The 26,488-nt window shown below is 38.6% G+C and carries 21 protein-coding genes; 13 read left to right on the forward strand and 8 right to left on the reverse strand.

Features of this window, described 5'->3' with window-relative positions; all coding sequences use genetic code 11:
- Positions 1-69 precede the first annotated feature (69 nt).
- Positions 70-2,133, forward strand: a complete 2,064-nt coding sequence (locus tag CFPU101_RS09660) for a thioredoxin domain-containing protein (protein WP_206815149.1) — start codon at positions 70-72, stop codon at positions 2,131-2,133.
- On the opposite strand, the gene topA is transcribed toward CFPU101_RS09660, so the two are convergent.
- Positions 2,130-4,781: a type I DNA topoisomerase gene (gene topA / locus CFPU101_RS09665; protein WP_206815150.1), complete on the reverse strand. Its 2,652-nt coding sequence runs from the start codon at positions 4,779-4,781 to the stop codon at positions 2,130-2,132. The genes CFPU101_RS09660 and topA overlap by 4 nt on opposite strands.
- 308 nt (positions 4,782-5,089) lie before the next feature.
- On the opposite strand from topA, the gene CFPU101_RS09670 reads away from it, so the two are divergent.
- From CFPU101_RS09670 to CFPU101_RS09680, 3 genes are all read left to right on the forward strand, one after another.
- The gene (locus CFPU101_RS09670; RefSeq protein WP_206815151.1) at positions 5,090-6,628 is read left to right on the forward strand and encodes an NAD(P)H-quinone oxidoreductase subunit N; all 1,539 of its coding nucleotides are present in this window, start codon (positions 5,090-5,092) and stop codon (positions 6,626-6,628) included.
- 111 nt (positions 6,629-6,739) lie between these two features.
- On the forward strand, positions 6,740-8,917 hold the full coding sequence (locus CFPU101_RS09675; RefSeq protein ID WP_206815152.1) for a DNA cytosine methyltransferase: 2,178 nt from the start codon (positions 6,740-6,742) through the stop codon (positions 8,915-8,917).
- A 133-nt stretch (positions 8,918-9,050) separates the two neighbouring features.
- A complete protein-coding gene (locus tag CFPU101_RS09680) occupies positions 9,051-11,135 on the forward strand; it encodes a DNA phosphorothioation-associated putative methyltransferase (protein WP_206815153.1) in 2,085 nt (694 codons plus the stop codon).
- Here CFPU101_RS09680 and CFPU101_RS09685 read toward each other — a convergent pair.
- Entirely contained in the window at positions 11,098-11,775 is a 678-nt protein-coding gene (locus CFPU101_RS09685; protein WP_206815154.1) for a riboflavin synthase, read from the reverse strand. The two genes, CFPU101_RS09680 and CFPU101_RS09685, sit on opposite strands and share 38 nt — an antisense overlap.
- 234 nt (positions 11,776-12,009) lie before the next feature.
- On the opposite strand from CFPU101_RS09685, the gene CFPU101_RS09690 reads away from it, so the two are divergent.
- Positions 12,010-12,513, forward strand: a complete 504-nt coding sequence (locus CFPU101_RS09690) for a bifunctional nuclease family protein (RefSeq protein ID WP_206815155.1) — start codon at positions 12,010-12,012, stop codon at positions 12,511-12,513.
- Between the two features lies 1 nt (position 12,514).
- A complete protein-coding gene (locus tag CFPU101_RS09695) occupies positions 12,515-13,642 on the forward strand; it encodes an aldo/keto reductase (protein WP_206815156.1) in 1,128 nt (375 codons plus the stop codon).
- Between the two features lie 59 nt (positions 13,643-13,701).
- Here CFPU101_RS09695 and CFPU101_RS09700 read toward each other — a convergent pair whose 3' ends face one another.
- Both CFPU101_RS09700 and CFPU101_RS09705 read right to left on the reverse strand, forming a co-directional pair.
- Positions 13,702-14,145 carry an orange carotenoid protein N-terminal domain-containing protein gene (locus CFPU101_RS09700; protein WP_206815157.1) on the reverse strand — a complete coding sequence of 148 codons (444 nt, stop codon included), beginning with the start codon at positions 14,143-14,145 and terminating at the stop codon, positions 13,702-13,704.
- A gap of 205 nt (positions 14,146-14,350) precedes the next feature.
- Positions 14,351-14,998, reverse strand: a complete 648-nt coding sequence (locus CFPU101_RS09705; RefSeq protein ID WP_206815158.1) for a class I SAM-dependent methyltransferase — start codon at positions 14,996-14,998, stop codon at positions 14,351-14,353.
- A 199-nt stretch (positions 14,999-15,197) separates the two neighbouring features.
- Between CFPU101_RS09705 and CFPU101_RS09710 the strand changes: the two genes are divergently transcribed.
- A complete protein-coding gene (locus CFPU101_RS09710; protein ID WP_206815159.1) occupies positions 15,198-15,539 on the forward strand; it encodes a hypothetical protein in 342 nt (113 codons plus the stop codon).
- On the opposite strand, the gene radA is transcribed toward CFPU101_RS09710, so the two are convergent.
- Positions 15,536-17,071, reverse strand: coding sequence for a DNA repair protein RadA (radA, locus tag CFPU101_RS09715; RefSeq protein ID WP_206815160.1), 1,536 nt, complete (start codon positions 17,069-17,071; stop codon positions 15,536-15,538). The genes CFPU101_RS09710 and radA overlap by 4 nt on opposite strands.
- A 519-nt stretch (positions 17,072-17,590) precedes the next feature.
- Here radA and rpaB point away from each other — a divergent pair.
- From rpaB to CFPU101_RS09735, 4 genes are all read left to right on the forward strand, one after another.
- Positions 17,591-18,325 carry a response regulator transcription factor RpaB gene (gene rpaB, locus CFPU101_RS09720; protein WP_206815161.1) on the forward strand — a complete coding sequence of 245 codons (735 nt, stop codon included), beginning with the start codon at positions 17,591-17,593 and terminating at the stop codon, positions 18,323-18,325.
- Between the two features lie 4 nt (positions 18,326-18,329).
- Entirely contained in the window at positions 18,330-18,974 is a 645-nt protein-coding gene (locus CFPU101_RS09725) for a cofactor assembly of complex C subunit B (RefSeq protein ID WP_206815162.1), read from the forward strand.
- An 80-nt stretch (positions 18,975-19,054) separates the two neighbouring features.
- The gene (locus CFPU101_RS09730; RefSeq protein ID WP_206815163.1) at positions 19,055-19,633 is read left to right on the forward strand and encodes a gamma-glutamylcyclotransferase; all 579 of its coding nucleotides are present in this window, start codon (positions 19,055-19,057) and stop codon (positions 19,631-19,633) included.
- Between the two features lie 38 nt (positions 19,634-19,671).
- Positions 19,672-20,151, forward strand: a complete 480-nt coding sequence (locus CFPU101_RS09735; protein ID WP_206815164.1) for a thioesterase family protein — start codon at positions 19,672-19,674, stop codon at positions 20,149-20,151.
- Here CFPU101_RS09735 and CFPU101_RS09740 read toward each other — a convergent pair.
- The 3 genes from CFPU101_RS09740 to CFPU101_RS09750 all read right to left on the reverse strand — a co-directional run bounded on the left by CFPU101_RS09740 (position 20,132) and on the right by CFPU101_RS09750 (position 24,056).
- Positions 20,132-22,600, reverse strand: coding sequence for a S8 family serine peptidase (locus tag CFPU101_RS09740; RefSeq protein ID WP_206815165.1), 2,469 nt, complete (start codon positions 22,598-22,600; stop codon positions 20,132-20,134). The genes CFPU101_RS09735 and CFPU101_RS09740 overlap by 20 nt on opposite strands.
- 347 nt (positions 22,601-22,947) lie before the next feature.
- Positions 22,948-23,232 carry a hypothetical protein gene (locus tag CFPU101_RS09745; RefSeq protein ID WP_374191941.1) on the reverse strand — a complete coding sequence of 95 codons (285 nt, stop codon included), beginning with the start codon at positions 23,230-23,232 and terminating at the stop codon, positions 22,948-22,950.
- Positions 23,233-23,321: 89 nt separating this feature from the next.
- Positions 23,322-24,056, reverse strand: coding sequence for an MBL fold metallo-hydrolase (locus CFPU101_RS09750; RefSeq protein WP_206815166.1), 735 nt, complete (start codon positions 24,054-24,056; stop codon positions 23,322-23,324).
- Between the two features lie 149 nt (positions 24,057-24,205).
- Here CFPU101_RS09750 and CFPU101_RS09755 point away from each other — a divergent pair, with 149 nt between their 5' ends.
- Together CFPU101_RS09755 and CFPU101_RS09760 are read left to right on the forward strand one after the other, a co-directional pair.
- Positions 24,206-25,723 carry a site-2 protease family protein gene (locus CFPU101_RS09755; protein WP_206815167.1) on the forward strand — a complete coding sequence of 506 codons (1,518 nt, stop codon included), beginning with the start codon at positions 24,206-24,208 and terminating at the stop codon, positions 25,721-25,723.
- Positions 25,724-25,840: 117 nt separating this feature from the next.
- Positions 25,841-26,437: a peroxiredoxin gene (locus CFPU101_RS09760; protein ID WP_206815168.1), complete on the forward strand. Its 597-nt coding sequence runs from the start codon at positions 25,841-25,843 to the stop codon at positions 26,435-26,437.
- The last annotated feature ends 51 nt before the right edge of the window (positions 26,438-26,488 follow it).

A 26,488-nucleotide genomic window follows, 5' to 3' on the forward strand; every position in this document is an offset into this window, starting at 1 on the left:
CTTTGTGATAGGTTATTTTAGTTGATCGACAAGGTACACTGACAAACAAAGAAGATTAAATTTAAGATTATGTCGAATCGTCTCGCTCAATCTCAAAGCTTATATCTCCGTAAACACGCAAATAACCCGATTGATTGGTGGTATTGGTGTCCTGAAGCACTTCTTAGGGCAAAACAGGACAATAAACCGATTTTCCTTTCGATTGGTTATTCTAGCTGTCACTGGTGTACGGTGATGGAAGGTGAGGCGTTTTCGGATAGTACGATCGCAGAATACTTAAATCGTCATTTTCTCCCGATTAAAGTCGATCGAGAAGAACGACCCGACATCGATAGTATTTATATGCAAGCACTACAAACGATGATCGGTCAAGGGGGTTGGCCGCTTAATATTTTCCTGACACCCGATGATTTAGTACCGTTCTATGGGGGGACTTATTTTCCTGTTGAACCGCGTTTAGGTCGTCCTGGTTTTCTACAGGTGTTACAATCGGTGCGTCGTTTCTATGATGAGGAAAAAGAAAAGCTCAATCAGTTTAAACAAGATATTCTAGAAATTCTCCAACAATCGACGATCTTACCCCTTAGTGAAGCAAATTTATCGGCAGATGAATTATTATTTCGTGGTATAGAAATTAATACGGGTGTGATTAGTACGAGTGCTAACAATTTTAATAATCCCAGTTTTCCGATGATTCCCTACGCTGCATTAACCCTTCAAGGGAGTCGCTTTGAGTTTCAATCTCGCTACGATGCAACCACTACCGCTACTCAAAGAGGGGAAGATTTAGTATTAGGGGGGATTTTTGATCATGTTGGAGGTGGTTTTCACCGTTATACCGTCGATGCAACGTGGACAGTTCCCCATTTTGAAAAGATGTTGTACGACAATGGTCAAATCGTCGAGTATTTGGCTAATTTGTGGAGTAGTGGCAAAGAGGAGCCCGCATTTAAGAGAGCGATCGTAACTACAATACAATGGTTACAACGGGAGATGACGGCACCTGAAGGCTATTTCTATGCAGCACAAGACGCAGATAGTTTTGTTAATCCTAGCGCGTTAGAACCCGATGAAGGGGCGTTTTATGTGTGGTCATACGAAGAGTTAGAACAGATTTTAGATGATACGGAATTTGCGTTACTCAAAGAAAACTTTACAATAAGTCCTCAAGGGAACTTTGATGGGAAAAATGTTTTACAGCGTCGTCAAGAAGGGAAACTATCAGAAGCGGTTGAAAGTGCATTAGATAAATTATTTACGGTTCGTTATGGTGTTTCATTACATCAAACCGTTCATTTTCCACCTGCAAGAAATAATGAAGAAGCTAAAACCGTAGAATGGCCAGGGCGTATCCCCGCAGTCACCGATACTAAAATGATCGTAGCTTGGAATAGCCTGATGATTTCAGGTTTAGCGCGGGCTTATGGAGTTTTTGATGATATTTTAGCTTGGAGTTTAGCCACTAATGCAGCACAATTTATTTTAGATCATCAATGGGTGGCAGGGCGTTTAATGCGTCTCAATTACGAAGGAGAAGCATCGGTGTTAGCACAGTCGGAAGATTATGCTTTTTTCATTAAAGCATTACTCGATTTACAGGCAGCGAATCCTTCTGAAACCTTGTGGTTAGAACACGCGATGAGAATTCAGCAAGAATTTGATGATTTATTTTGGTCATTGGAAATGGCTGGTTACTACAACACATCATCGAACAATAGTCAAGACTTAATTGTTAGGGAAAGAAGTTATATTGATAATGCTACACCTTCAGCCAATGGGGTAGCGGTAGCGAATTTAGTCCGTTTAGCCAGATTAACCGACAATTTGGAGTATTTAGAACGGGCTGAACAAGCTTTAACGGCTTTTGGAGCAATTTTAGCCCAATCACCCCAAGCTTGTCCAAGTTTGTTTGTCGCCTTAGACTGGTATCGTTATGGAAAGTGTGTCCGTTCTACAGCAGAAACCTTAAAACGTCTGGTACCGCAGTATTTTCCGACAACTGTTTATCGAGTTGATGCTTCCTTACCCAATCATTACACAGGTTTAGTATGTTCTGGCTTGTCTTGTTTAGAACCTGCCACCAGTTACGATCAATTATTGGGACAAATGCAACAAATATCATTAGCACCCTAAGCTTTTTTTCGAGTGGTTCGAGTAGAAGTTGTCTTTTTAGCGGTGGTTGTTTTTTTAGCGGTTGTCGCTTTAGTGGTTGTTTTGGTCGTAGTTTTTTTGTTAGATGCTTTAGTAGATAAAGCATCTAAAGCTTTATCTAGGTTGATAGTTTCTAGTGTTTCTCCTTCTGGCATTTTGGCGTTGGTTTTGCCATGTTTGATATATGCACCATAGGGCCCACTATAGATATTGACTGGTTCATTGTCTTCGGGATGTAAACCCAGTTCTTTAAGTGGTTCTTTTGTACTGGTTTTGCCGCGTCCTCGTGTTGATTTCGGTTCCGCTAATAATTGTAAGGCTCGTTCTAGAGTAATGGTTAGAACATCATCACCTGCTTTAATAGAACGATATTCTTTGCCGACTTTACCCTGGTCGTGAACCACATAGGGGCCGAAACGTCCTAAACTGGCTTGAATTTTGCCATCGGTAGCGGGATGTTTTCCTAGTGTACGAGGGAGAGAGAGTAACCCAACAGCAGTATCTAGGGTGAGTTCTTCAGGTTTTGTGCCTTTGGGTAAAGAAGCGCGTTTTGGTTTTTTGTTTTCTTCAGTGACTTCCCCAAGTTGAACATAGGGGCCATAGGTTCCTATAAGAACAAATATCGGTTCTCCAGTTTCAGGATGAATACCTAATTGTTCGGGGCCTTCGGTTTTTTGTTTGAGGAGGACTTCGACTTGTTCGGGGTTTAAGTCAGATGGAGTTAAGTCAGCTGGAATTGATGCGGTAATCGTATCTTCCCCTAGTTGTACTTCGATATAGGGGCCAAATTTACCAATTTTTACGATCGCATTTAAGTTTTCTAGATTAATTGCCTTAGCGGTACTGGGATCGATCTGGCTTTCTCTGACTTTAACCTGATTTTCTAGTCCTTTTTCCCCTAAATAAAAAGTTTCTAGATAGGGTAACCATTTCGCCTCACCAGTAGCAATTTCATCTAAGGTTTGTTCCATTTTAGAGGTAAAACTGGTATCAACTAAATCGGGAAAATGTTCCTCTAATAAGCTAACGACAGCAAATGCGGTAAAGGTGGGAATCAAAATTTTATTCCGCATCTGAACATAACCGCGATCAATAATCGTACTAATAATACTCGCATAAGTACTCGGTCGGCCAATTCCTTCGCTTTCTAAAGTTTTGACTAAAGATGCTTCACTATAACGGGCGGGTGGTTGGGTTTCGTGTTCGATGACATTCAGTTTTTTACATTTAGGGGTGTCACCGACTTTCAGATCGGGTAAAATTACCTCACGATCGTCTAATGCGGCATCAGGATCATCTAACCCTTCCACATAAGCGCGGAAAAAGCCAGCAAAATCGATTTTTTGACCCGAAGAACGAAAACCCGCATCTTCTACTTGTATATTAACCACGACTTGAGTTAGACGCGCTTCAGCCATCTGAGAGGCTACAGTACGTTTCCAAATGAGGTCATACAAAGCAAATTCATTGCCAGATAGTCCCGTTTCTCTGGGTAAACGAAACTCATTTCCAGAGGGGCGAATGGCTTCGTGGGCTTCTTGTGCGCCTTTTGCTTTGGTGGTGTATTGACGCGGTTTCGGACTGAGATACTCTTTTCCATACATTTGTGCTACACAAGAACGGGCGGCCGCGATCGCCTGATCAGACAGATGAACCGAGTCGGTACGCATATAGGTAATGTAACCCTGTTCATACAAACTCTGAGCAACTCGCATGGTATCCCGCGCCGAGAGTCCTATTTTGCGGTTTGATTCCTGTTGTAACGTCGAAGTGGTAAAAGGTGGGGCAGGTTTGCGAGTGACGGGTTTTTCTTCAACTTGGGTCACTTTCCACGTTTTATTTTGAATGCGTTCTTTAAGAGCGATCGCATCGGCTTCATTCAAAACAACAACATTACGCCCTTTAATAATTTGCCCCGTCGTCGGCTCAAAATCACTTCCTGTAGCGACTTTTTTGCCCCCCAGAGTCACCAAACGCGATTCAAACCCATTTTTTTCTTTTTCTAAAAGTGCCTTCAAATCCCAGTATTTTGCCTCTTTAAAGGCGCGTCTTTCCCGTTCTCGTTGCACGATCAGACGAACGGCGACTGACTGAACACGACCTGCGGATAAGCCCCAAGAGATTTTTTTCCAAAGCAGAGGCGATAGAGTATAACCCACCAAACGATCTAGAATACGGCGAGTTTCTTGGGCGTGTACCAGATTTTCGTCGATCTTACGGCAATTCTTCAAAGCGGCTTGAATGGCTTCGCGGGTGATCTCATGAAAGACCATTCGTTTGATTGGGACTTTGGGGTTTAGTAGTTGTAATAAATGCCAACTTATGCTTTCTCCTTCGCGGTCTTCGTCTGTCGCCAGAATCACTTCATCCGCGCCTTTTAGGGCTTCTTTGAGTTCTTTAACGATTTTTTGCTTCGATTTGGGAATCACGTAGAGTGGATCAAAATGATCGTTGACATTAACACCCAGATTAGCCCAGGGTTTATCTTTATAGGCTGAGGGGACTTCTTCGGCAGACGCGGGAAGATCTCGGACGTGTCCCATTGATGCCTGAACTCGGTAATCTGAGGGCAAATAATTACTAATGGTACGGGCTTTGGTTGGTGATTCGACGATAACCAGCTTGGACATGGGCTACTACTTATTAAAGACCTGCTATAACTCTATTACTACTATAGATACCGACATAAAGGGAAGAGAAACAATCCAAGGTACAATCTTTTGTAACGGTTTTTTAAGATGAGGAGGTTTAAAAATAGCCTCACAATTTTTTGATTGTAGTCGTTGTCAAACAAAATTGGCAGAATTTTTTTGAGTCAATAGGTTAGGATCGACTGGAATAATCAAAACCTGAGACTTTACGGCTTGATTGGTACGCCACGAATGACGGGTGTACCGTGTCCTCTTCTAAAATACTTAGTAAATTTTTATTGAGCCTTATGGATTTTTCTAGTGTTGTTGCGTCTCAGTTAAATGTAGGAACAATTATCCCCGAAATAATTGTGACTTTAACTTTGATGGTCATTCTGCTCGGGGATCTGATTTCAGGGCGTAGTGCATCACGTTGGCTGCCTTATGCTGCGATCGCAGGGTTACTCGCTTCCGTTGTTTCCCTCTGTTATGCTTGGGATAATCCCAATCCCATCTCGTTTTTAGGGGCTTTTAATGGCGATAATCTCAGCATTGTCTTTCGCGCTATTATTGCCCTCTCAACGACGGTAACGATTTTAATGTCGGTTCGCTATGTCGAACAGTCTGGAACCTCTCTAGCCGAATTTATTGCCATTATGCTAACGGCTACTTTAGGGGGGATGTTCCTTTCTGCGGCAAACGAATTAGTAATGATTTTTGTTTCTTTAGAAATGTTGAGTATTTCGTCTTATTTGATGACGGGATACATGAAACGTGATCCTCGTTCTAATGAAGCTGCCTTAAAATATTTACTGATTGGGGCATCTAGTTCCGCGATTTTCCTTTATGGTATATCTCTACTGTATGGTTTATCGGCTGGTGAAACCACTTTAAACGGTATTGCTGCACAAATTACCGATTTAAGCAGTAAAGAATCATTAGGTTTAGCCATTTCTCTCGTTTTTGTTATTGCGGGAATTGCTTTTAAAATTTCTGCGGTTCCTTTCCACCAGTGGACACCCGACGTTTATGAAGGTTCTCCAACTCCAGTAGTGGCTTTTCTTTCGGTTGGTTCAAAAGCAGCAGGTTTCGCGTTAGCCATTCGTTTATTAGTCACCGCGTTTGCCCTAGAAACGAAAGAATGGCAGTTTATTTTTACTGCTTTAGCTATTCTTAGTATGGTACTGGGGAATGTAGTTGCTTTAGCCCAAACTAGCATGAAACGGATGTTAGCTTATTCTTCGATTGGACAAGCGGGCTTTGTGATGATTGGTTTAATTGCGGGAACAGATGCAGGTTATTCGAGTATGATTTTTTATCTACTAATTTACCTGTTTATGAACTTAGGAGCATTCATCAGTGTTATTCTGTTCTCCCTACGCACAGGAACTGATCAAATAGCCGAATATGCTGGATTATATCAAAAAGATCCATTCCTAACCCTGTGTTTAAGTATTTGCCTTTTGTCCCTGGGTGGTATTCCTCCCCTCGCTGGATTTTTCGGTAAAATCTACATTTTCTGGGCAGGTTGGCAAGCGGGTTTATACAGTTTAGTTTTAATCGGATTAGTCACCAGTGTTATTTCGATTTACTACTATATTCGTGTTGTCAAAATGATGGTTGTTAAAGAACCTCAAGAGATGTCAGAATCGGTTAAAAACTATCCTGCGATTAACTGGAAATTATCGGGAATGCGTCCGATACAAGTTGGAATGATGATTACTCTAGTCGCCACATCTTTAGCAGGAATCTTATCAAATCCTCTGTTTACTCTAGCCACAGATTCGGTAACCAGTACCCCTATGTTACAATCTCCTGCTGTTACTGCTCAAGTTTCAAAAAAGTAATTCCTTGACATTTTTGATTGTTTAAAGAGGCGTTTCATGTTGAACGTCTCTTTTGTTTTTAATAGAATTTAATAGTTATATAATAGAATAGCAATTCTTATTCTTTCTCATGTGAAAAATTATCCTTACAAATTTATTGATTTATTTGCGGGTATTGGAGGTTTTAGATTAGCTTTTGAACAAGCAAATTATCAATGTGTTTATTCATGTGAAATTAACGAAGCTTGTCAGAAAGTTTATTTGGAAAACTTTGGAGAAATACCCAAAGACAATATTACAAAAATTGATATAGATAAAATTCCTTCATTTGATGTTTTAACCGCAGGTTTTCCGTGTCAACCTTTTAGTATATCGGGAAAACGGCATGGCTTTCTGGATACAAGAGGTACTTTATTTTTTCATATTTGTGAAATTATAGCAGCTAAACAACCTAATGTTATTGTTTTAGAAAATGTTAAACATTTAATTCATCACGATCGAGGTAGAACATTAGATACAATACTCTACTCATTAGAGGATTTAGGATATTTAGTAGATTACAAATTATTGAATGCTAAAGATTTTGGTGTTCCACAAAACCGAGAAAGAATTATTATTATCGGTAGTAAAAATAAAAAATTTGATTTTAGTCTTATTAGAACAATCAAACCTACACCAATTTTAAAAGACTTTTTAGATAACACAAGTGAATTTGAATATCTACAACCAAGTGAATATACAATGATCGAAAATCCTAAACAGCAAGATTCAGGATTAATTTTTGTTGGTTATCGTAATAAAAATATTTGGAAAAAAGGAATTAGACCTAATACTGAACATCTTTCTAGAGTTCATCATCAACCTAATAGAATTTACTCTGTTGATGGTGTGCATCCGACAATACCGTCTCAAGAAACTTCAGGAAGATTTTTTATTTATTTACCTCAAGAAAATACTGTACGGAAATTAACAATTAAAGAATGTTATCGTTTAATGGGATTTCCTCATGATTATAAAATTCATTCTAATTTAGCGGAAGCTTATAAACAGATCGGGAATTCTGTTTGTATTCCTAAAATAAAAGAAATTGCAAGACAAATTAAATTCCAAATTCTAGACAAATTTAACGAAAAGCAAACTATTCAGTTCAACTTACCCACAACAATACAATTAGAATTACCACAAATTAACTGTATGAATCATAAAGAAAAACTTTTAGAAATCTACGATAATACAGCAAATATTGAAAACGTACAAGCATTACTACCAAATGAATATCTCCTATATATTGCTGATATTGCTCAAAATTGTTTTAAACAAAAAGGCGTATATACAGTTTTAATTACTTTACTGGTTCATAAAATTCTTGAGCCAAAACAAGATATCAGATATCATCAAGCAGAAATGTCAAAAGGCTTTTCAGGTAGAACAATTGATACTAAATATATAACTCCAACTTTAAAAGAATTAGGACTTCCTGCAATGGCTGAAAGTGGCTGGTTGACTCGTTCACTTGAACAGCCTTATCCATACACTCTGGATTATAATGGGAAAATTAGTAATCAAAAAGTTAAAAAAGCTTTTTTAGAAATCATTGATTTTATTGAAAGAAATCCACAACAAACTGAAAATATTGTAAAATGTATTTTCTATGATGTTAAGAAAATTACTGAAGCTGATGTGATAAAAACCACTAAACTTGATAACTCTGAAAAGCTAGATATCAAAACAATAATAAATGCTTTAGAATATCACTTTAACTTTAATTATAAAACTCATGGTGCTTCTAAATTACCTGTTTTAGCTTTTTATGCAATTTATCAGCGTTTAATAGAAGAAATAGAAAGATATAAATCATGTACATTGAAACCACTGGGAAGCCATACTGCATCTGATAGAACATCTAGAAGTGCAGGCGATCTTGAAATCTTAGATAAAAATAAGAAACTTATAGAAGTTTTAGAAATTAAACATAATAAGCCGATAGACTTACAAATTTTATTAATTGCCAAAGATAAAATTATTAAATTTAATCCAAGAAGATATTGTATATTTACAACAGCTAATATTAATCAAGTAGACAGTAAAAAAATTGATGATGAAATTCAGAGTATAAAAAATAGTCATGGCTGTCAAATTATTATCAATGGAGTCATACCTACTCTTAGTTATTATCTTAGATTACTTCACTCACCAGAAATGTTTATCGAACAATATTCATCATTAATTGAAATCGATCAAGAACTTCAATCTATCCATAAACTTAAATGGAATGAAATTTTATCAACAATAACAGAAAAAGAAAGCTAATATTTAATAAAACTTAAAAAATCTAAAATCTTGATTCCATCAACGATACAAGAAGACATAATCAAACTGAGGATGTTCACAAAATCATTTTTTTTCTACAATTGCTGGATAATCTTGCATGAAAGTGACTATCATGACTGACAGCATTCCCTCTTTAGATGTTATCCTCAACTGTTGTCAAAGAAGTTCTGTAGGAAAACTTTTACCCAATGCTTTCTATGTCCACACTTGCGCTTTAACGTCTCTCGACCCTATCTTACAAGAATATGAGCGTCGCGGGAGAGTTACAGAAATCACGCAAAAAGCCACTCTCGTCAAATTTAGTTTAGATAAACCCAATATCTCTTATTTATTCTACCCAGACTTCGATCAAGACCCTCATCCTAGTTTAACGCTGAGTATTGTTGTTGATCTCAACACTCTAGACTATAAAGAATGGAACTATCAAGCATCCGATAACCCACCTATTTTGCATCGTAAAGAAACCTTTGTCACACCTGACTATCCTTTGTATCCAGAATTTGCCCATTTAACTCGTTTAGAAGTTACATTAGGACTTTTAGAACAGTCTCGCATGATTGGAACCCGCCAAGAATGGGAATACCGTCTTAAACGTTTAGGTATTGCGTTATTAGGGCATTATTTAGTTTGTCCCCTTAATCTTCAGTATAATCGATCGGTGATTATTGATCGCCACAAAGCAGCAATTTTTCGTAAAAGTCTATCACGTCCTGTTCGTTTAGCATTAGAGTCAGGGTTATTTTCAGAACATACCACTTTTTTTGATTATGGTTGTGGATATGGGGGAGATATCGAACACATTTCCCAACAAGGTTATCAAAGTTCGGGATGGGATCCTTATTATTGTTCTAATAGTAATTGTCTTCCCGCAGATGTTGTTAATATAGGTTATGTGATTAATGTTATTGAAGATTCTAAAGAACGACGCGAAGCTTTAATCAAAGCATGGGAATTAACCCAAAGAGTTTTAATTGTTTCAGCACAAGTTTTAATTAATGATAGTAATCAGGGTTTGGTCGCTTATGGTGATGGAATTATTACCCGTCGAAATACGTTTCAAAAATATTACGAACAGGAAGAATTGAAAGTATATATCGATCAGGTTTTAAATGTAGATTCGATACCCGTTGCATTAGGAATTTATTTTGTATTCCGTGATTTGACACAAGCTGAAGCGTTTCGTCTGTCTCGTTTTCGTTCTCGTGCGACAACTCCTAAAGTTAAAATATTACTCAAACGTTTTGAAGATTATGAAGATTTACTTAAACCTTTAATGAATTTTTATACCGAACGAGGACGTTTACCCGTTTCAGGTGAATTAGAAAATGAGTTAGAACTAAAAGCAGAATTTGGTGGTTTTAAACGTGCTTTTCAAGTCATCTCACAAGTCACACAACCCGAAGATTGGGAAATTATTTCCGAAAAACGTCGTCAAGATTTATTATTATATTTTGCTTTAAGTAAATTTAGTGATCGTCCTCAAGCAAAAGATTTAGATTTAATACGAAAAGAAGATATTAAAGCCTTATTTGGAGGATATCAGCAACTTTGCTTGATGGCAGATCTCATGTTAGCGAGTTTGCGGGATTTGAAGAAACTTTCTGATTTGTGTACTGCAATTTCTATAGGTAAAAAATTTAAAAACTCATTAATCATTCATATTAGTGCTTTAGAAACTCTTCCGACTTTACTCAGATTATATGAAGGATGCGCGAGTGAAACGATTGGACGATTAGAAAAGGCAAATATTATTAAATTATCTTTCCGTCAAGCTAAAATTACTTATCTTTATTATCCTGATTTTGATTTAAATCCTCATCCGACTTTACAAACCAGTATGGAAATTGATTTAAAAAGTTTACAAGTCCGTTATCGAGATTACTATGATGATGAGAATCCACCGATTTTACATGAAAAAGATTGCTTAGTTTCTCCAGACTATCCCAATTATGAAAAGTTTGCTAAGTTAACTCAACAAGAACGAGACTGGGGACTGTTGGATGATTTAAAAGCCATTAGTCATCAAAAAGAATGGTTAAATTGTCTAGAGTCTCACTGTGCCATGATTAAAAACTATAAACTGTATTGGCGTAAAGATGCTGATTCTTATCAACTTCGACTCTTGAAATCTCAAATCAATCAAAGAAAAAAGAAACCAATTAAAGATAACCATGTTCAGCGAGAAAACCTAGACTAACATCTTCTGAATGAGATGGACTTCTGATTAATTTTTCGACATATTTACCTAATATATCCCCTTCTAAATTAACCCAATCACCTGTTTTAAGTGACGATAAATTCGTTTCTTGATATGTATGGGGAATAACAGAAACTTTAAACCAATTTCCGTATTGGTCACAATCAGCAACGGTTAAACTAATTCCATTAACTGCAATACTTCCTTTTGAGACAATATAACGAGCAATAAATTTTTCCCATTCTTCAGTTAATGTTGATGGTGCAGTAAAAATCATTTCCCAAGATGTTTCAGTCGAAAAAGATTCTAATAGCGATCCTACTCCATCAACATGACCCGTGACAAAATGACCCCCTATTTTACTCCCAACTCGTAAAGATGTTTCTACATTAACCGATTCTGCGCTCTCTAGACGTTTTTCTAAAGTTGTCCGCGATAGGGTTTCGGGTGAAGCAGTCGCAATAAACCCATCGAGTAAAATTTCTTCTACGGTTAAACACACTCCATCGACTGCCACACTATCACCGATCGCTAAATCGGATAGTATAATAGAGTGTGCCGTTTCAGCGATCAGTACCATAAATCGATCTTGTTCAAAGGGTTTAAGTTTTCCAGTCGCTTGAATTAATCCTGTAAACACGATTTTTTTCTGAGAAAATAGTATAGAGTGACCCGACCTTCTAGAACAAGATAGATTTTTTCTGAAGTTCTTTGAAGATTTCTCTAATCCTAGGGCATACTGTGAGTGTAGCGTATCTGTGAACCGATCCTCACAGAGTCTTCTTAGACTGCTAGGATAGTCTTCAATGGTCGCCGCTAATTGTCTCCTTGTTCCTTCTATTCCCTTGGTGCTGATCCAACAAAGAGAGGCTGTATGATCGAAATGAAAGTTGCTGGAATTGCTTTAGACGCGATGACTCGTAGTCCAATTGTTTTACTTAAAGATGGAACTGATCGCCGTGCTTTACCGATCTATATTGGACAAGATCAAGCTAAAGCAATTATAGGGGCATTAGAGCAACAGAAACCCCCTCGCCCTTTAACTCATGATTTGATGGTTAATTTTTTTGAAGTTTGGGGCATGAAACTCGAAAAAATTATTATTCATTCATTACAAGATAATACATTTTATGCGGTATTATGTTTAGCTCAAGGTGAAACTAAAAAAGAAATTGACTGTCGTCCCAGTGATGCGATCGCCATTGCTTTACGAACCGACAGCGCAATATGGGTGATGGAAGAAGTAATAGCTGATGCTTCAATACCAGTAGATAGAGACGCAGATGAAGAGGAACGAAAAGCGTTTCGTGATTTTGTCTCCAATCTTAGCCCAGAAGAACTGATTAAACGAGCCAAGTTTAACCCAGAAAACGGTTAAAATGCAATATCGACGGTTTGGCAAAACGAATTTACAGTTATCGGTTTTTTCTTTAGGAACGATGCGCTGTTTAGAGTCTCAGTCTATTTTTGAGGAAACTTTAGCACAAGCGATCGCACTTGAAATTAATCATTTTGAAACTGCAAAAGGATACGGCAAAAGTGAAGATTATCTAGGAACTAGCTTAAAAAATTTATCGATTCCACGAGAAAAATATTATATCACCACGAAACTTTCACCAACGGCTGATCCGAAACAGATGACCCAGTGGATCGATGAATCTTTATCTCGTCTTAACTTAGATTATATTGATTGTCTGGCTTTACATGGTATTAATACTTGGGATCATTTGAGTTGGATCACATCCGCTAATGGCTGTATAAACGCATTACAGCAAGCAAAACAAGCAGGAAAAGTCAATCATATCGGGTTTTCGACACACGGATCTTTGGATCTCATTCTTGCTACTCTCGAAACCGACTTATTTGAATTTATTAATCTTCATTACTATTATTTCTTGCAGCGTAACTACCGCGCTATTGAACTCGCATCAGAAAAAGATCTCGGAATTTTTATTATCTCACCTGCGGATAAAGGAGGCCGTCTTTATACACCTCCCGAAACGCTCTTGAAATTATGTGACCCCTTAACCCCGCTAGAATTTAACTATCGGTTTTTATTGAGCGATCGTCGTATTACTACCCTCAGCATCGGCCCTGCTACCCCTAAAGAACTCCTAGATCCCCTGCAAGTGGCTGATAATGTCTCCCCTCTCACAAATGAAGAAAAGACCATCCTAGAAAGCTTAGAAACGCATCTGGAGACCGTTTTAGGGAGTGAGCAATGCCATCAATGTTATCAATGTTTACCCTGCCCTGAAGCGATTAATATTCCAGAGATTTTACGGCTACGAAATTTGGCTGTAGGTTATGAAATGACTGATTTTGCTCAATATCGCTATCGAATGTTTGAAAATGCGGGTCATTGGTTTGCGGGGAATAAAGGAAGTCGTTGTACAAAATGTGGTGAGTGTTTACCGCGTTGTCCCGAAAATTTAGATATACCTACTTTACTTTTTGATTCCCATCAGCGTCTAAATGGTGCATCTCGTCGTCGTTTGTGGGAATAATAACAAAGGGTTAAAGTAAATATTTGTTCTTTAACCCTATTCATTCAAGACTTAACAGATTATTGACCAACTGCACTACGCATGAAGTTGATCCGTTCTTGGAAATCTAGCTGTTTGATTTTATCGGTAAACTCTTGGGTTTGGTCAGGTAATTTATAATCATCAGGTACTTGAATTACCGTTCCTTCTTCCATGCCACGCGCTATTAATAACCAGCTTTCCATTCTAGCACTGCTATCAAAAGCCTGATAAGCTTTTCCGATTTCATTATCCGCACCCTGAAGCATATCCCGTTGCGCTTGTAGTTGTTCTTCGGGGGATAAAACTTTAATTTGATCATAAAGCGTATTACCCATCGTTTCTACGGAAGTGGGAGGTGCGGGATTAAGTTCATCTTTAATGTCTAAATAACCAAACCAGAGTAAAGCAAGTTGTGTATCGACATCATAACCTTGAAAGAGATCTAAAGCTTGCTGAGTTGTCGGATTAGCGGTGTAAGTCATGAGATTTTCCTTGAGGTTTAACAGTTTTTTTGACACGACAAAGAAGTATTTTTTCTTCTCTTACACAACTTAACAACTGCTCTACTAGAAACAACCCGATAAAAGATAGATCTCTTATTTACTAAATTAGACCGATGTCACACGTGGGAAAAAGTATATGCTATTACAAAAAATTTTAGGGTTTGATGACAAACCCTAATTAGAATTAATCCTGTCGATAAGCAATCACCGCATAAAATGGATCAGCACCCCCCATCCCTAACATTTGGAGAATATTGGGAACAACTGAAGTACGGTTAATTACTTCGGGTTCACTAAAACCAGGAACCATCTGAAAATAGCTTTTAACCAATTCTACGCGACTGGTTTCGGTTCCATCGCGCCATGCTGCGATCGCTTTTTGATAAAACATTCGGTTAGAAAAGCTTATAATAACCAGTCCACCTGGTTTTAAAATACGGTGAATTTCAGCAAAAATCGCTTCAGGATACTGGATATACTGCACCGAAACCGCATTCAAAACAGCATCGAAACTTTGGTCTGGATAGGGTAACTGAGGATTTTTGTTAAGATTTTGGATAATATAGTGGTTTAAACGCGGATTTTTTGCCAATTCTTCCTCATTTAATCCGTGTCCCTCAACATGAGCAAATACTACATCATCAGGAAGATGCGACACCCAACTACTCATCATGTCTAAAATACGAGTATTAGGTTTGAGTCTTTCTCGATAGAGATTCGTCAGTTGATCGATAAATCCTTGATCAACATGAGTCACAAACCGAGGATAGGAATAAAATAAATCGTCTGTGGTGTCGTCTAACTTGGTGCGTTGTTCAGGTCGCAATAACATAACAAAAAGATGTATAAGAGGAATCCTTTTTACAATTATTAATAATTTGTTTGAGAAATGGGGAGTCAAAAGACTGACTTTGTAGAATAGAAGAAACTAGGACTTTCAAAAGTCCTATCGGTTTGGCTAAACCTTGTACAATGTTGACCAACAATCTCTCATTCACGGGTGACGACTTTTTAGTAACGGTATTATCTCTATGAAAAACCTTAAAATTTATGTAATTGCAACTGTCTTTGTGCTGGTACTATTGGTTGGAACAGGTGTTTTATTGACCAGTGGTAAAGCAGTCGGACAATCTCTTTTTGGAAAAAGCTTTGCAGAAAAAGAACTCAGAAATTATGTATCTTCCGTCATGAGACAACAACTCAATGGGGTTAGTTGTCAACCTGTTGATACAGATTCTAATGGCTATGTTTCCTGCGACTACACCACTGTAGCCGAACCAGAGACCACCCATTCAATTGAGTGTTCAGCTTGGGGGTTAGATGGCTTCCTCAACCGAGGTTGCAAAGCCCGTTCAATTCTACCCGTTCGCTAATTATCTTCTGAAAAAGATTGTTCATCTTCTTCATCTAACGCCATTCCCTCACTATAAGGACGTTGTTGCGGAATGGCGGCAATAATCGCATCAATCACTTTACCCACTGGGATGATCTCTAGTCCCGTATCATCGGGGTAAACTTGTCCTTTGGGGACGATCGCTCTTTTAAATCCCAGTTTGGCGGCTTCTTTTAAACGGAGTTCCATCTGGGAAACGAGGCGAACTTGTCCCCCTAACCCGACTTCCCCGATTAAAACAGTACGGGGATCGACCACGCGATCCCGAAAACTGGCTACAACTGCGATCGCAATCCCTAAATCGGCGGCGGGTTCTTCCACTCCCAACCCCCCCGCAGAAGCGACATAAGCATCAAGTTTAGAAAGCGGAATGCCCACTCTTTTTTCTAAAACAGCGAGAATTTGTTGTAAACGGCTATAATCAACGCCTGTAGTGGAACGACGCGGCGAAGCGTAACTGGTGGGACTGACTAAGGCTTGTAATTCAACAACAATGGGGCGTGTACCTTCACAAGCTACAATGGTCGCGGTACCAGGTGAAGCATCATCCCGACTACCTAAGAATAACTCAGAAGGGTTGGTGACTTCGACTAAACCATGGTCGACCATTTCAAAGATACCGATTTCATGGGTAGCCCCGAAACGGTTTTTTACTGAACGTAATAAACGATGGGAGGCATAACGATCGCCCTCAAAATAGAGTACCGTATCAACTAAGTGTTCCAAAACGCGAGGCCCTGCGATCGCCCCTTCTTTTGTCACATGACCGACAATAAATAAGGTAATATTTTCCCGTTTAGCGACTTGCATCAAAGCTGAGGTACATTCTCTGACTTGGGAAACTGAACCGGGGGCAGAAGTGAGGGCTGCAAAATAAAGGGTTTGGATACTATCAATGACGGCAACTTGGGGTTTGAGGGATTCGAGTTCGCGTAGGATTTCTTCTAAATCGGTTTCGGGTAAAACATAAAGATGATGATCAATATTCTGCGTTTCTAATGTAGCCTGTTTCTTTTTGCCATTACCGTTCGTTTCTTCTTCGACAACTCCGACTCCTAAACGTTGGGCGCGTAATTTAATTTGTTGCCCTGATTCTTCGGCAGAAACATATAAAATTCTGGGTAAACGTTGGGCGAGTTGGTGGGCTGCTTGTAGTAGTAGTGTCGATTTTCCGATCCCCGGATCACCCCCAATGAGAACCAATGAACCAGGGACAATTCCGCCCCCTAAAACTCGATCTAACTCAATATACCCTGAATTAAAGCGTGTTTGCTCAAGTTGCGTAATTTGGGAAAAACGCTGAGAGATTCGAGGTTGTGCGGGGCCTTCGGTTTTCCCATGAGTACGGGTGTTTGACTGCCAACCCCCTCGATTGGTCAGGGGATTATTATTAGAAGAGAGCATCTGTTCTTCTAGAGTGCCATAAGTGCCACAATTGGGGCATTTTCCAAACCATTGAGGAGACTCGGCGGCGCAAGCTGTACAAATATAAATCGTGCGAGATTTCGCCATATTTTTCAGAAAAGTTGAAAAATTTTGATAATAGTACCGTTATTTGTCAAGCTTGAGCAATAAAGGTAAATTTTTTCATCATCTTTCTATTGTATCGAAAAGCTAGACACAAGTTGAGTGAACTAACCGCGCCAAAATAAACATTGACTGATTCCTCTAGGACTAATACTAAATCCGAGTTCGATTAGGGATTAAAATCGCTGTCTCAAACAATAAGTCGGATAAAACGTTCTTCCAATCTGGGTTTTAGACCGTTTTAATCAACTTCACCATCTTTAATGATTAGAAAATAAATTAAGAAGTTGTTGATGGCAACAACTGATATTCTGACACTAAATACTGCTTCCGTACCGCCTTGCCTCTCCTCAGCTTTTCCCAAGGCTTAGTCGTATTCCTAGCAACTTTAATAAAAGCCTAAGATTACGCTCTACGATAACGATAAAAGGATATTCTAGAAAGGTAAATCATAACTTAACTTCAAAAAGAGTAACTGTAATTCATTAAGGAGTGTTGAGTAACTTGGAAGCTCACAAAGAAAAAATCCTTGTAGTAGATGATGAAGCAAGCATCCGACGCATCCTAGAAACTCGTCTTTCTATGATTGGCTATGATGTTGTAACGGCGGCTGATGGTGAGGAAGCCTTAGATACTTTCCGCGATACCAATCCCGATTTAGTCGTTCTCGATGTCATGATGCCTAAACTAGATGGTTATGGAGTTTGTCAAGAACTTCGCAAGGAATCAGACATCCCAATTATTATGTTAACGGCTTTAGGTGATGTTGCGGATCGGATTACTGGACTCGAACTAGGTGCCGATGACTATGTAGTTAAACCCTTTTCGCCCAAAGAACTCGAAGCCCGTATTCGTTCGGTTTTGCGACGTGTGGATAAGAACGGCGCGCCAGGGATTCCTAGTTCTGGAGTGATTACGGTTGGATCGATTAAAATTGATACGAATAAAAGACAAGTTTATAAAGGAGATGAACGCATCCGACTGACAGGGATGGAATTTAGTCTGTTAGAACTTTTAGTCAGTCGTTCGGGTGAACCGTTTTCGCGTTCCGAGATTTTACAAGAAGTTTGGGGCTATACTCCAGAACGTCATGTAGATACCCGTGTGGTTGATGTCCATATCTCTAGGCTTAGAGCTAAACTAGAAGACGATCCAAGTAATCCAGAATTGATTATTACGGCTCGTGGAACAGGTTATCTTTTTCAACGCATCTTAGAACCAGGGGAAGAGAAAGATTAATTTCATGTCTCAAGGTGATCCAAATCGTATTATCAGATTATTGCCCTTGTTTGCTGGTGGTTTGGGAGGTTTACTGTTACTGATTAATCGTTTCAGTACAGAACAGTTGTTACCCTCTCAAGCCCGTTCCGATGTATTAGGGGTGATTTTAAGCGGTGTGTTGATTTTAATCGGCTTATTGTGGCGACAAATTCAGCCCCGTTCCCCTGATGCGGTTACTTTAGTCGGTGAGTCGGGCATGGAATTCGCCGAAAATCTACCTGAACCGATACAAACGGAACTCGCTTGGGCATCCCATATTTTATTAACGAATACGGTGACTAAAACCTTGGTGGTTTATTATCAAGGAAAAATTTTACTCAGACGCGGCATTTTAGCACCCAACAAAGATGTAAAGCCAGGTAAAATCCTACAAAGAGTCATGGAAACTCAAAAACCCGTTTATTTAGTGAATTTGAAACTCTATCCAGGAAGCATTGAATTTGATTATTTACCTGAAAACACACAAGGTGTAATTTGTCAACCTATTGGTCAAAAAGGTGTATTAATTTTGGGTGCCAATGCCCCGCGTAGCTATACCAAACAAGACGAAAACTGGATCGAAGCGATCGCAGATAAGTTAGCTGTGACACTTGATGAGTTAAGCTAGAAAAAAGATTTTTGATGATTGATGAATTCAACATTAATATTAAGTTAAGTCATTAGCCGAACCCTAAAGCAATTAGTCCAATGAACTTGGAGTTTGAACATCAAATCACCGATTTACAGTCTCATCATCTAACCCGTCACTGGCAACACGTCAACCCAGATGAATCCAGTTTTTATTATTTTGCCTATGGGTCTTGTATGTGTCCTGTAGACTTGAAACGAACGGTAGGAGAAAATGTCTATTCCTATGTCGTTGGTAAAGCTATCCTAAAAGGCTATCGACTCGGTTTTCATCGTCGTTCTTTGCATCGAGACTGTGGTGTATTAGATATTGTCAGCCAGCCTCATTCTAGCGTTGAAGGGGTATTATATCATCTTCCTTGGCGATTTAGCGATCGCTTAGATGAACGGGAAGAAGTGCCACGCAATGGCTATCGTCAGGAAATAATCGAAGTTTCTTGTCGTCATCAAGTTTATACGAATGTCCGTACCTACGTCGTCGTTGATAAACTCAAAGAAGAACTCGCCCCGAATGATTGGTATTTTAATGTAGTGATGCGAGGGGCGGTGACTTGTGGACTTTCAGAGGACTATTGCTGGCAATTATTCAATCATATGTATCGTTTGCAAGAGCAACAGTTAAAAGTAAACAAGCTATGATAATTTGTGATTATCACCCATAAATCCTCACTCTGCCTATGTCTCCCGAACTTCCACCAACTAACGTTTTGGCCCTCGATGCTGGAATTGATGCTAGAACTGAAAAATGGTTTGAGTATCCGATTAAAGTTTATCCCCATCATACCGACTATGCGGGTGTGGTCTGGCATGGGACTTATCTGACTTGGATGGAAGCAGCAAGAGTAGAATATTTAAACACCATCGGGATTAATTTTGCAGATTTAGTCAGCTTGGGTTGTGATTTACCAGTGGTTGATTTGTCAATTCGTTATCATCGTGCATTACGTTTAGGTGAAGAAGCAATTCTTAAAGCCCGCATGGATGAGATTACAGGTGTTCGACTCAACTGGGATTATAAAATTCAGTCACCTGATGAGCAACAATTGTATATTACAGCAAGAGTAACCTTGGTTGCTATTGATCGAGAAAAGGGAAAAATTTTACGACAACTGCCACCATCGGTTAAAAATATTTTACTTAAGCTAGTGCGCTCATGAAACTAAGTTTAGTTAGGTTGATTTCGGCTGACTGACAATAACGAAGTTGAGTAGAATTAAAAGTTGATGAAACTTTTGGGAGTGCTGTATCTGCTACAACACGACTCATTTGAACAGTAGACGGTGCTAAATCTTTCATTAAAGTCGAATTTGTATCGCTTAAATTGGGTTGAGACAAACTTTTATTCAGTAAAATATTGTTCCCTGATGTTGAGGTTAAGACCTGACGAATTTGGCTATCGGTTAAGCTATTATTAGCACTGAGTAATAAAGCAACAACACCCGATACTTGAGACGCAGCCATCGAGGTTCCACTTTGAGAACTATATCGATTATTAGGGAAAGTTGCATAGATTCCCGTACCAGGTGCCGTTAAATAAGCCATGTTTGCATTATTTCCTGCTTTATTTGACCAAGATGCTATTCTTCTAGATTTATCGACACTTCCGACTGCTAGTCCCCAATTTAAGGCATATGCAGCAGGATATTGTGGGGTGGTTCCTCCAGAATTTCCCGCCGCCATCACAACGACTGCACCTTCATTACTAGCATACTTGATCGCGTTTTGTAGTTCATTAGTACCAAAAAAGCCACCTAAACTAACATTAATCACTTTTGCACCATTATTTACAGCATAACGAATACCATTAGCCACTGATGACCAGTTTCCTACCCCTCTATCATCTAACACTTTAACGGGCATAATTTTAGAGTTATAAGCAACACCTGTCACACCAATGTTATTTCTAACTCCAGCAATGGTACCCGCGATATGTGTACCATGACCTCTAATATCTAAAGTCTTGTTGTTATTTTGAATAAAGTTCCAACCATAAACATCATCTACATAACCGTTACCATCATCATCAACGCCATTATTAGCAATTTCGTTTTGATTACTCCAGATATTAGCACTTAAATCAAGATGATTGCGGTCAACGCCAGTATCTAATACTGCAACAGTGATATTTTGTCCAGTATAACCATGGTTCCACACCGCAGGAACATTCATTAAATCGCTATCCCATTCATTTCTGCCTAAGTTTGGCACACTCGGAATAGCATTGACTCCTAAAACTTTGGCTAATGCTGCTGAAGCGTTGATTAAACCGTATCCTGACGAACTATAAACATTATTAGAGTTAGTAATGGTAATCGTTTGATAAGCAATGTTGTTTGTTTCATTACTTTCAATAACACAATTATTACCATCACTTACCGCAAATAAATAATAGACTCCTGCGCTTAATGTATTGCTGAGTTGTAGTGATACCGACTCAATAATATTGGTCGATGATTGAAGCTGATTGACATCTTCTGAGTTTAAATAAATATCAGAGTTATCTAAGGTCGTATCATTAGAAAGATAGAATTTAGTAGTGTTTGCACCAGCTTGATTATTGCCAAGGTTAGTTAAAGTGTAGTTGACGTTAAGTTGAGTATTAATAACAGCCGTAGTCGGTAACGATAAAGTTGTAATTGATAAATCTGGTTGCGGGGCGTTCGTTAGTTCTATGGTTTTATAAAACAAATTATTATTTTCATTGCTTTCTGCTACTGCCCCAAGACTGTCGGCTTGTGCTATTAGATAATAAGTTCCAATATTGAGTGTATTATTTAAGTATACTGAAGCCGATTCGGTTCTTGTGATGCCCGCTTCTACTGTAGTAATATAATCTGTCGTTAAACAAAGATCAGAACTATCTAAAGTGGCATTATTAGACAGATAAAATGTAGTGAGGCTAGTGGCTGCTTTACTATTGCCTAGATTAGAAACAGTGTAGCTGAAATCGAGTTGAGTTGCGCTCGTCTGTTGTGCGGGAACTGACACAGATTGAATGACTAAATCAGGTTGTGACACGGGGTTGAGTTGCAGAATTCGAGAGGTAATATTATTAGTTTCGTTGGTTTCAGTTGCAAAATTAAATCCATCTGCTTGAGCCAATAAATAATATGTTCCAGGATTAATATTATTATTAAAATAAACTGAAGCTGATTCACTTCTACTCATTGTTGCACCTAATGGCGAAACAGCATCAAAATTTAGATAAGAATCACTACTGTCTAAAAATATATCTCTAGACAGATAAAATTTAGTAACGTTAATTCCAGCTAAAGCGTTACCTCTGTTGGTTATAGTATAGGAAAAATTTAGAGACTGCCCTACGTTTGCAGATATTCCCCCTGATATATTGTCAATAGTTAAATCGGGTAATAAATTACTAATTGTACTGGCATAAGCGATGCCTGTAATCGGATCATGAAGATCCTGTGGTCTATCTTCAATTTGTTTTAACTCAGTAATTGGCTCTAAGTCGAGTTGCGTAGAATTATTTAAAGTTAAAGAGTAGTCTCCGTGAAATGGCGGATTAATCACCCTATTTTGTTCACTAAAATATAAAGAATTCCCAGAAATCTCGGTTGTATTTTCAAGATATTCAGTAAACATAACTATCGTTCCCCAATAACTCTATTCTTTTTATATGTTATCTTTCTCACCAGAGAATAGACTACTGTAATTTAACGTATTTATTTTTATTAAGCTTATTTTAAAACTCTAAAAATTGTTTAAAACTTTATATTTTCTGTTTCTAAAATACTTATTTGACAAACAATAAAAGTCACAATTAATACAGAGAAAGCTTTTTGAAACTTTACATTTTTAATACAAATTCTCTCCGTAAAATTACTGACTCGTGAGGAGGATCACAGGTCAAGACCATTTACGATCGCTAATTAAGCGTCAAAAAAAGCACGACTAATTTCAATCGTGCTACAAAGAATTAAATTTTTAGATTACTTTTTGATTTCTTTAGCCATTTTGCGGAAGATGTCCATATTGGTATCAACAGAACGGCTACTTTTAACACTCGAAGAAGTTGTCGAATTCGCGCCATTATTATTAACGCTTGATGGGGTCGGTTTTTTCTTCATCGATTTACGGATATACTCAGGGTTCCCTAGACTTTTAGCATCATCATCACTTAGATAATAAGCATCTTTGTTTTGAGATTGGTCATCCGTTGAGTTTGGTTCGTCTACATATTTCGTTTTATTACCAAATAATCCAAAAAATCCCATGATCAAACGTCCTAGCTAAATCGAGTAAAAGATAAGATAATCTCATATTAAATTTTATCAAAATTTATCAGAAAAGGTGGCTAACCATGCTAAACGATTATTGAAGCTTGAGCGAGTGTATCATAGTCTAGAGTACAAAGCTGTTGTAGAGGTTGTTCAATCAATCCTTTTCCGCGTAAAAAGCCAGTATTTGCACCAGGACACAAGTAGGACAAGGAAGAAGACGAAAACCGATCGCTAATTATTGTTACATTTCTTAACTGTCTGGGCCAATGAAAGGTTTTAGCGGTTCTCAGTGGCATTGGTAGACCCTGTTGATTCGGTAGCAGATGTCGTCCTGTAAACAAAACACCATCATGTTTTCCCCAGTATAAACAAGCTGAACCGGGAGAATGACCCGATGTCCAGAAACCATAACAATCAGGGGTTAACATGACTTCTTCTCGAAAAAGAGTGACTGGGATATCGGGTAATAAATAGGCTTCTTGTTCTTGAACCAAAATCTCGCAGTTTAATACAGATTGGAGAGATTTAACCGATTTTCCGTGATTACCGCGATGAGTTAGAAACCACCAACGAACCCCCATCTCTTGTAAAAAACCTTGATTGACTGGATCTGGGGCAGGAGAATCCAGCAAGATGTTGCCGCCATTTTCTACAATAAGATAAGAAGTACCGCCCAGTGTTTCTCGGTTTGGAGAAAAAGCGAATAATCCGTCCAAAAGTTGTCGTGGTTTTTTCTCTAACCTAGACGACGGGGCAGAAATTTCAGACAATAGAGGAGACGCATCATTTGATGGATGCTGATCTAAATTAGATGACATAACGGGTTTAAGAAATCGCAGTAAAAATGTATTTTGTAGGGAAGAAAAAACAATTTATGCTCAAAAGCAATTAATGATCATTAAAGATAATAGTAGTGCAAGCATTTGTTTAATTTTAAAAACATATTGATTGATTTAGGCTAATATTTATGGAAATTTGGTTGCTCCTAGCCGTATTAGGAATCTTCACATACATTATTCTCAAGCGTAGTGTCGCTAATATGACTAAAACACCGCTTGGATTGATTTGGTTAGTCATGATGACACCTGCCATTATTTGGAGTGTCTGGTGGCTTGTGTATGGCGAGGATCAACCGATTCCGCCTCTTCTATTGATTGGGCCTTTTGTGTTGTGTCCTCTCCTCTATTGGTGGTTAATTTCAATCGGACGACCCCAAAAAGAGAAAAGTCAAAGCCAGCAAGTGCCTTTACAAGCTTCCCTATCTGACAATAACATTAATCTTGAATCTGAGACGAATCAATTATCTGAAGATTCTGCTAAGGTACGTCCCATTACCCCTTCAGAAGAAAAAGTATTACGCGATTGTTTTCCTTGGGGAATTTATTATCTACAACAGATTGATTATCGTCCTCAAGCTATCCTCTGTCGGGGCAAATTACGCGCTGTTCCTGAAGATGCCTACAATACGGTGAAAGTTAATGTAGAAAAAGAATTTGGGGATCGCTTTTTAGTACTTTTCCAAGAAAGTTTACAAGGACAGCCTTTCTTTGCCCTTGTGACAAATCCCTGGGCTAAAAACGAAAATCAAAACGACGCGAAGAGTGAAAAATTAACTCGTCCTGGTTTAGCCTTAGCTTTACTCATAATTACTCTGTTTACCACAACTGTCATGGGGGCTGAACTGAGTGGCGTAACCTCCGAACAGTTAGAGGGTGATCTTAGCTTACTATTACAAGGACTACCATACAGTCTCGGTATTATTACAGTTTTAGGAATACACGAATTAAGTCATTATCTCACGGCAGTTCGTTACAAAATTCGAGTAACATTACCTTATTTTATTCCGATTCCCTTTTTCCTAGGGACATTTGGGGCGTTTATCAGTATGCGTTCCCCTGTGCCTAATCGCAAGGCTTTATTTGATGTGGCTATTGCGGGGCCTTGGGGTGGAGTCATTGCGACGATTCCGCTTTTGTTCTGGGGATTATCTCTATCTGAAACCGTCCCTATTGATCCAAAAGTATCTAGTCTTCTCAATTTTGAATCCTTAAATCCTCGTTTTTCTTGTTTACTTGCGGTCATTGCTAAATTTGCTCTTGGTAGTAACTTAGAAGCGGGACAAGCGATTCATTTACATCCTTTGGCGGTTGCTGGCTATGTGGGCTTAATTGTTACTGCTTTAAACTTGATGCCTGTCGGACAACTTGACGGGGGTCATATGATTCATGCCATGTTCGGTCAAAAAACAGCGATCGTCATTGGTCAATTAACTCGTATTTTAATGATCTGTTTGGCTGTTATTCAACCTGAGTTTTTACTGTGGGCCATTATTTTATTGTTGATGCCCATCAATGACCAACCTGCTTTAAATGATGTCACAGAATTAGATAATCGCCGAGATTTTATTGGTTTGCTATCTCTAGCTTTATTACTGCTGATTTTACTCCCTTTACCTAGTGCAATCGCTCAATTATTGAATATTTAAGCCGAATCGAGGGGAAAAAACATCTGTGAGCCTACTCAAAATCGTTATGACTATGATATAGTTGTAACAGAACTTAAAAATACACTTCTATAGAGATCGATAAGGAGAGTTGCAGCAATGACTGAAGGATGCTTACGAGTGGGTCAGCAGGCCCCTGATTTTACTGCAACCGCAGTAGTTGATCAGGAATTTAAAACCATCAAACTATCTGACTATCGTGGCAAATATGTCATCTTGTTCTTTTATCCCCTAGATTTTACCTTTGTTTGCCCCACAGAGATAATTGCATTTAGCGATCGTCATGAAGAGTTTAGCAAGCTGAATACAGAAATCTTAGGCGTTTCTGTCGATAGTGAATTTTCCCATCTAGCTTGGATTCAAACTGATCGTAAAAATGGTGGAATTGGTGATATTACTTATCCTCTAGTAGCGGATCTCAAAAAAGAAATTAGCACAGCTTATAATGTGTTAGATCCAGATGCGGGGGTCGCTTTACGTGGACTCTTTATCATCGACAAAGACGGCGTTATCCAACACGCAACCATTAATAACCTATCATTTGGTCGTAGCGTAGACGAAACCCTTAGAACACTAAAAGCCCTTCAATATGTACAATCCCACCCCGATGAAGTTTGTCCTGCGGGTTGGCAAGAAGGTGACAAAACCATGAACCCTGACCCCGTTAAATCGAAAGTCTATTTCGCTTCGGTCTAATTAACTTAATGTAATCTTTCAACCCAGTTGTCACTAACTGGGTTATTTTGT

This window comes from Chroococcus sp. FPU101, from assembly GCF_017312365.1.
Taxonomy (GTDB): Bacteria; Cyanobacteriota; Cyanobacteriia; order Cyanobacteriales; family Microcystaceae; genus Chroococcus.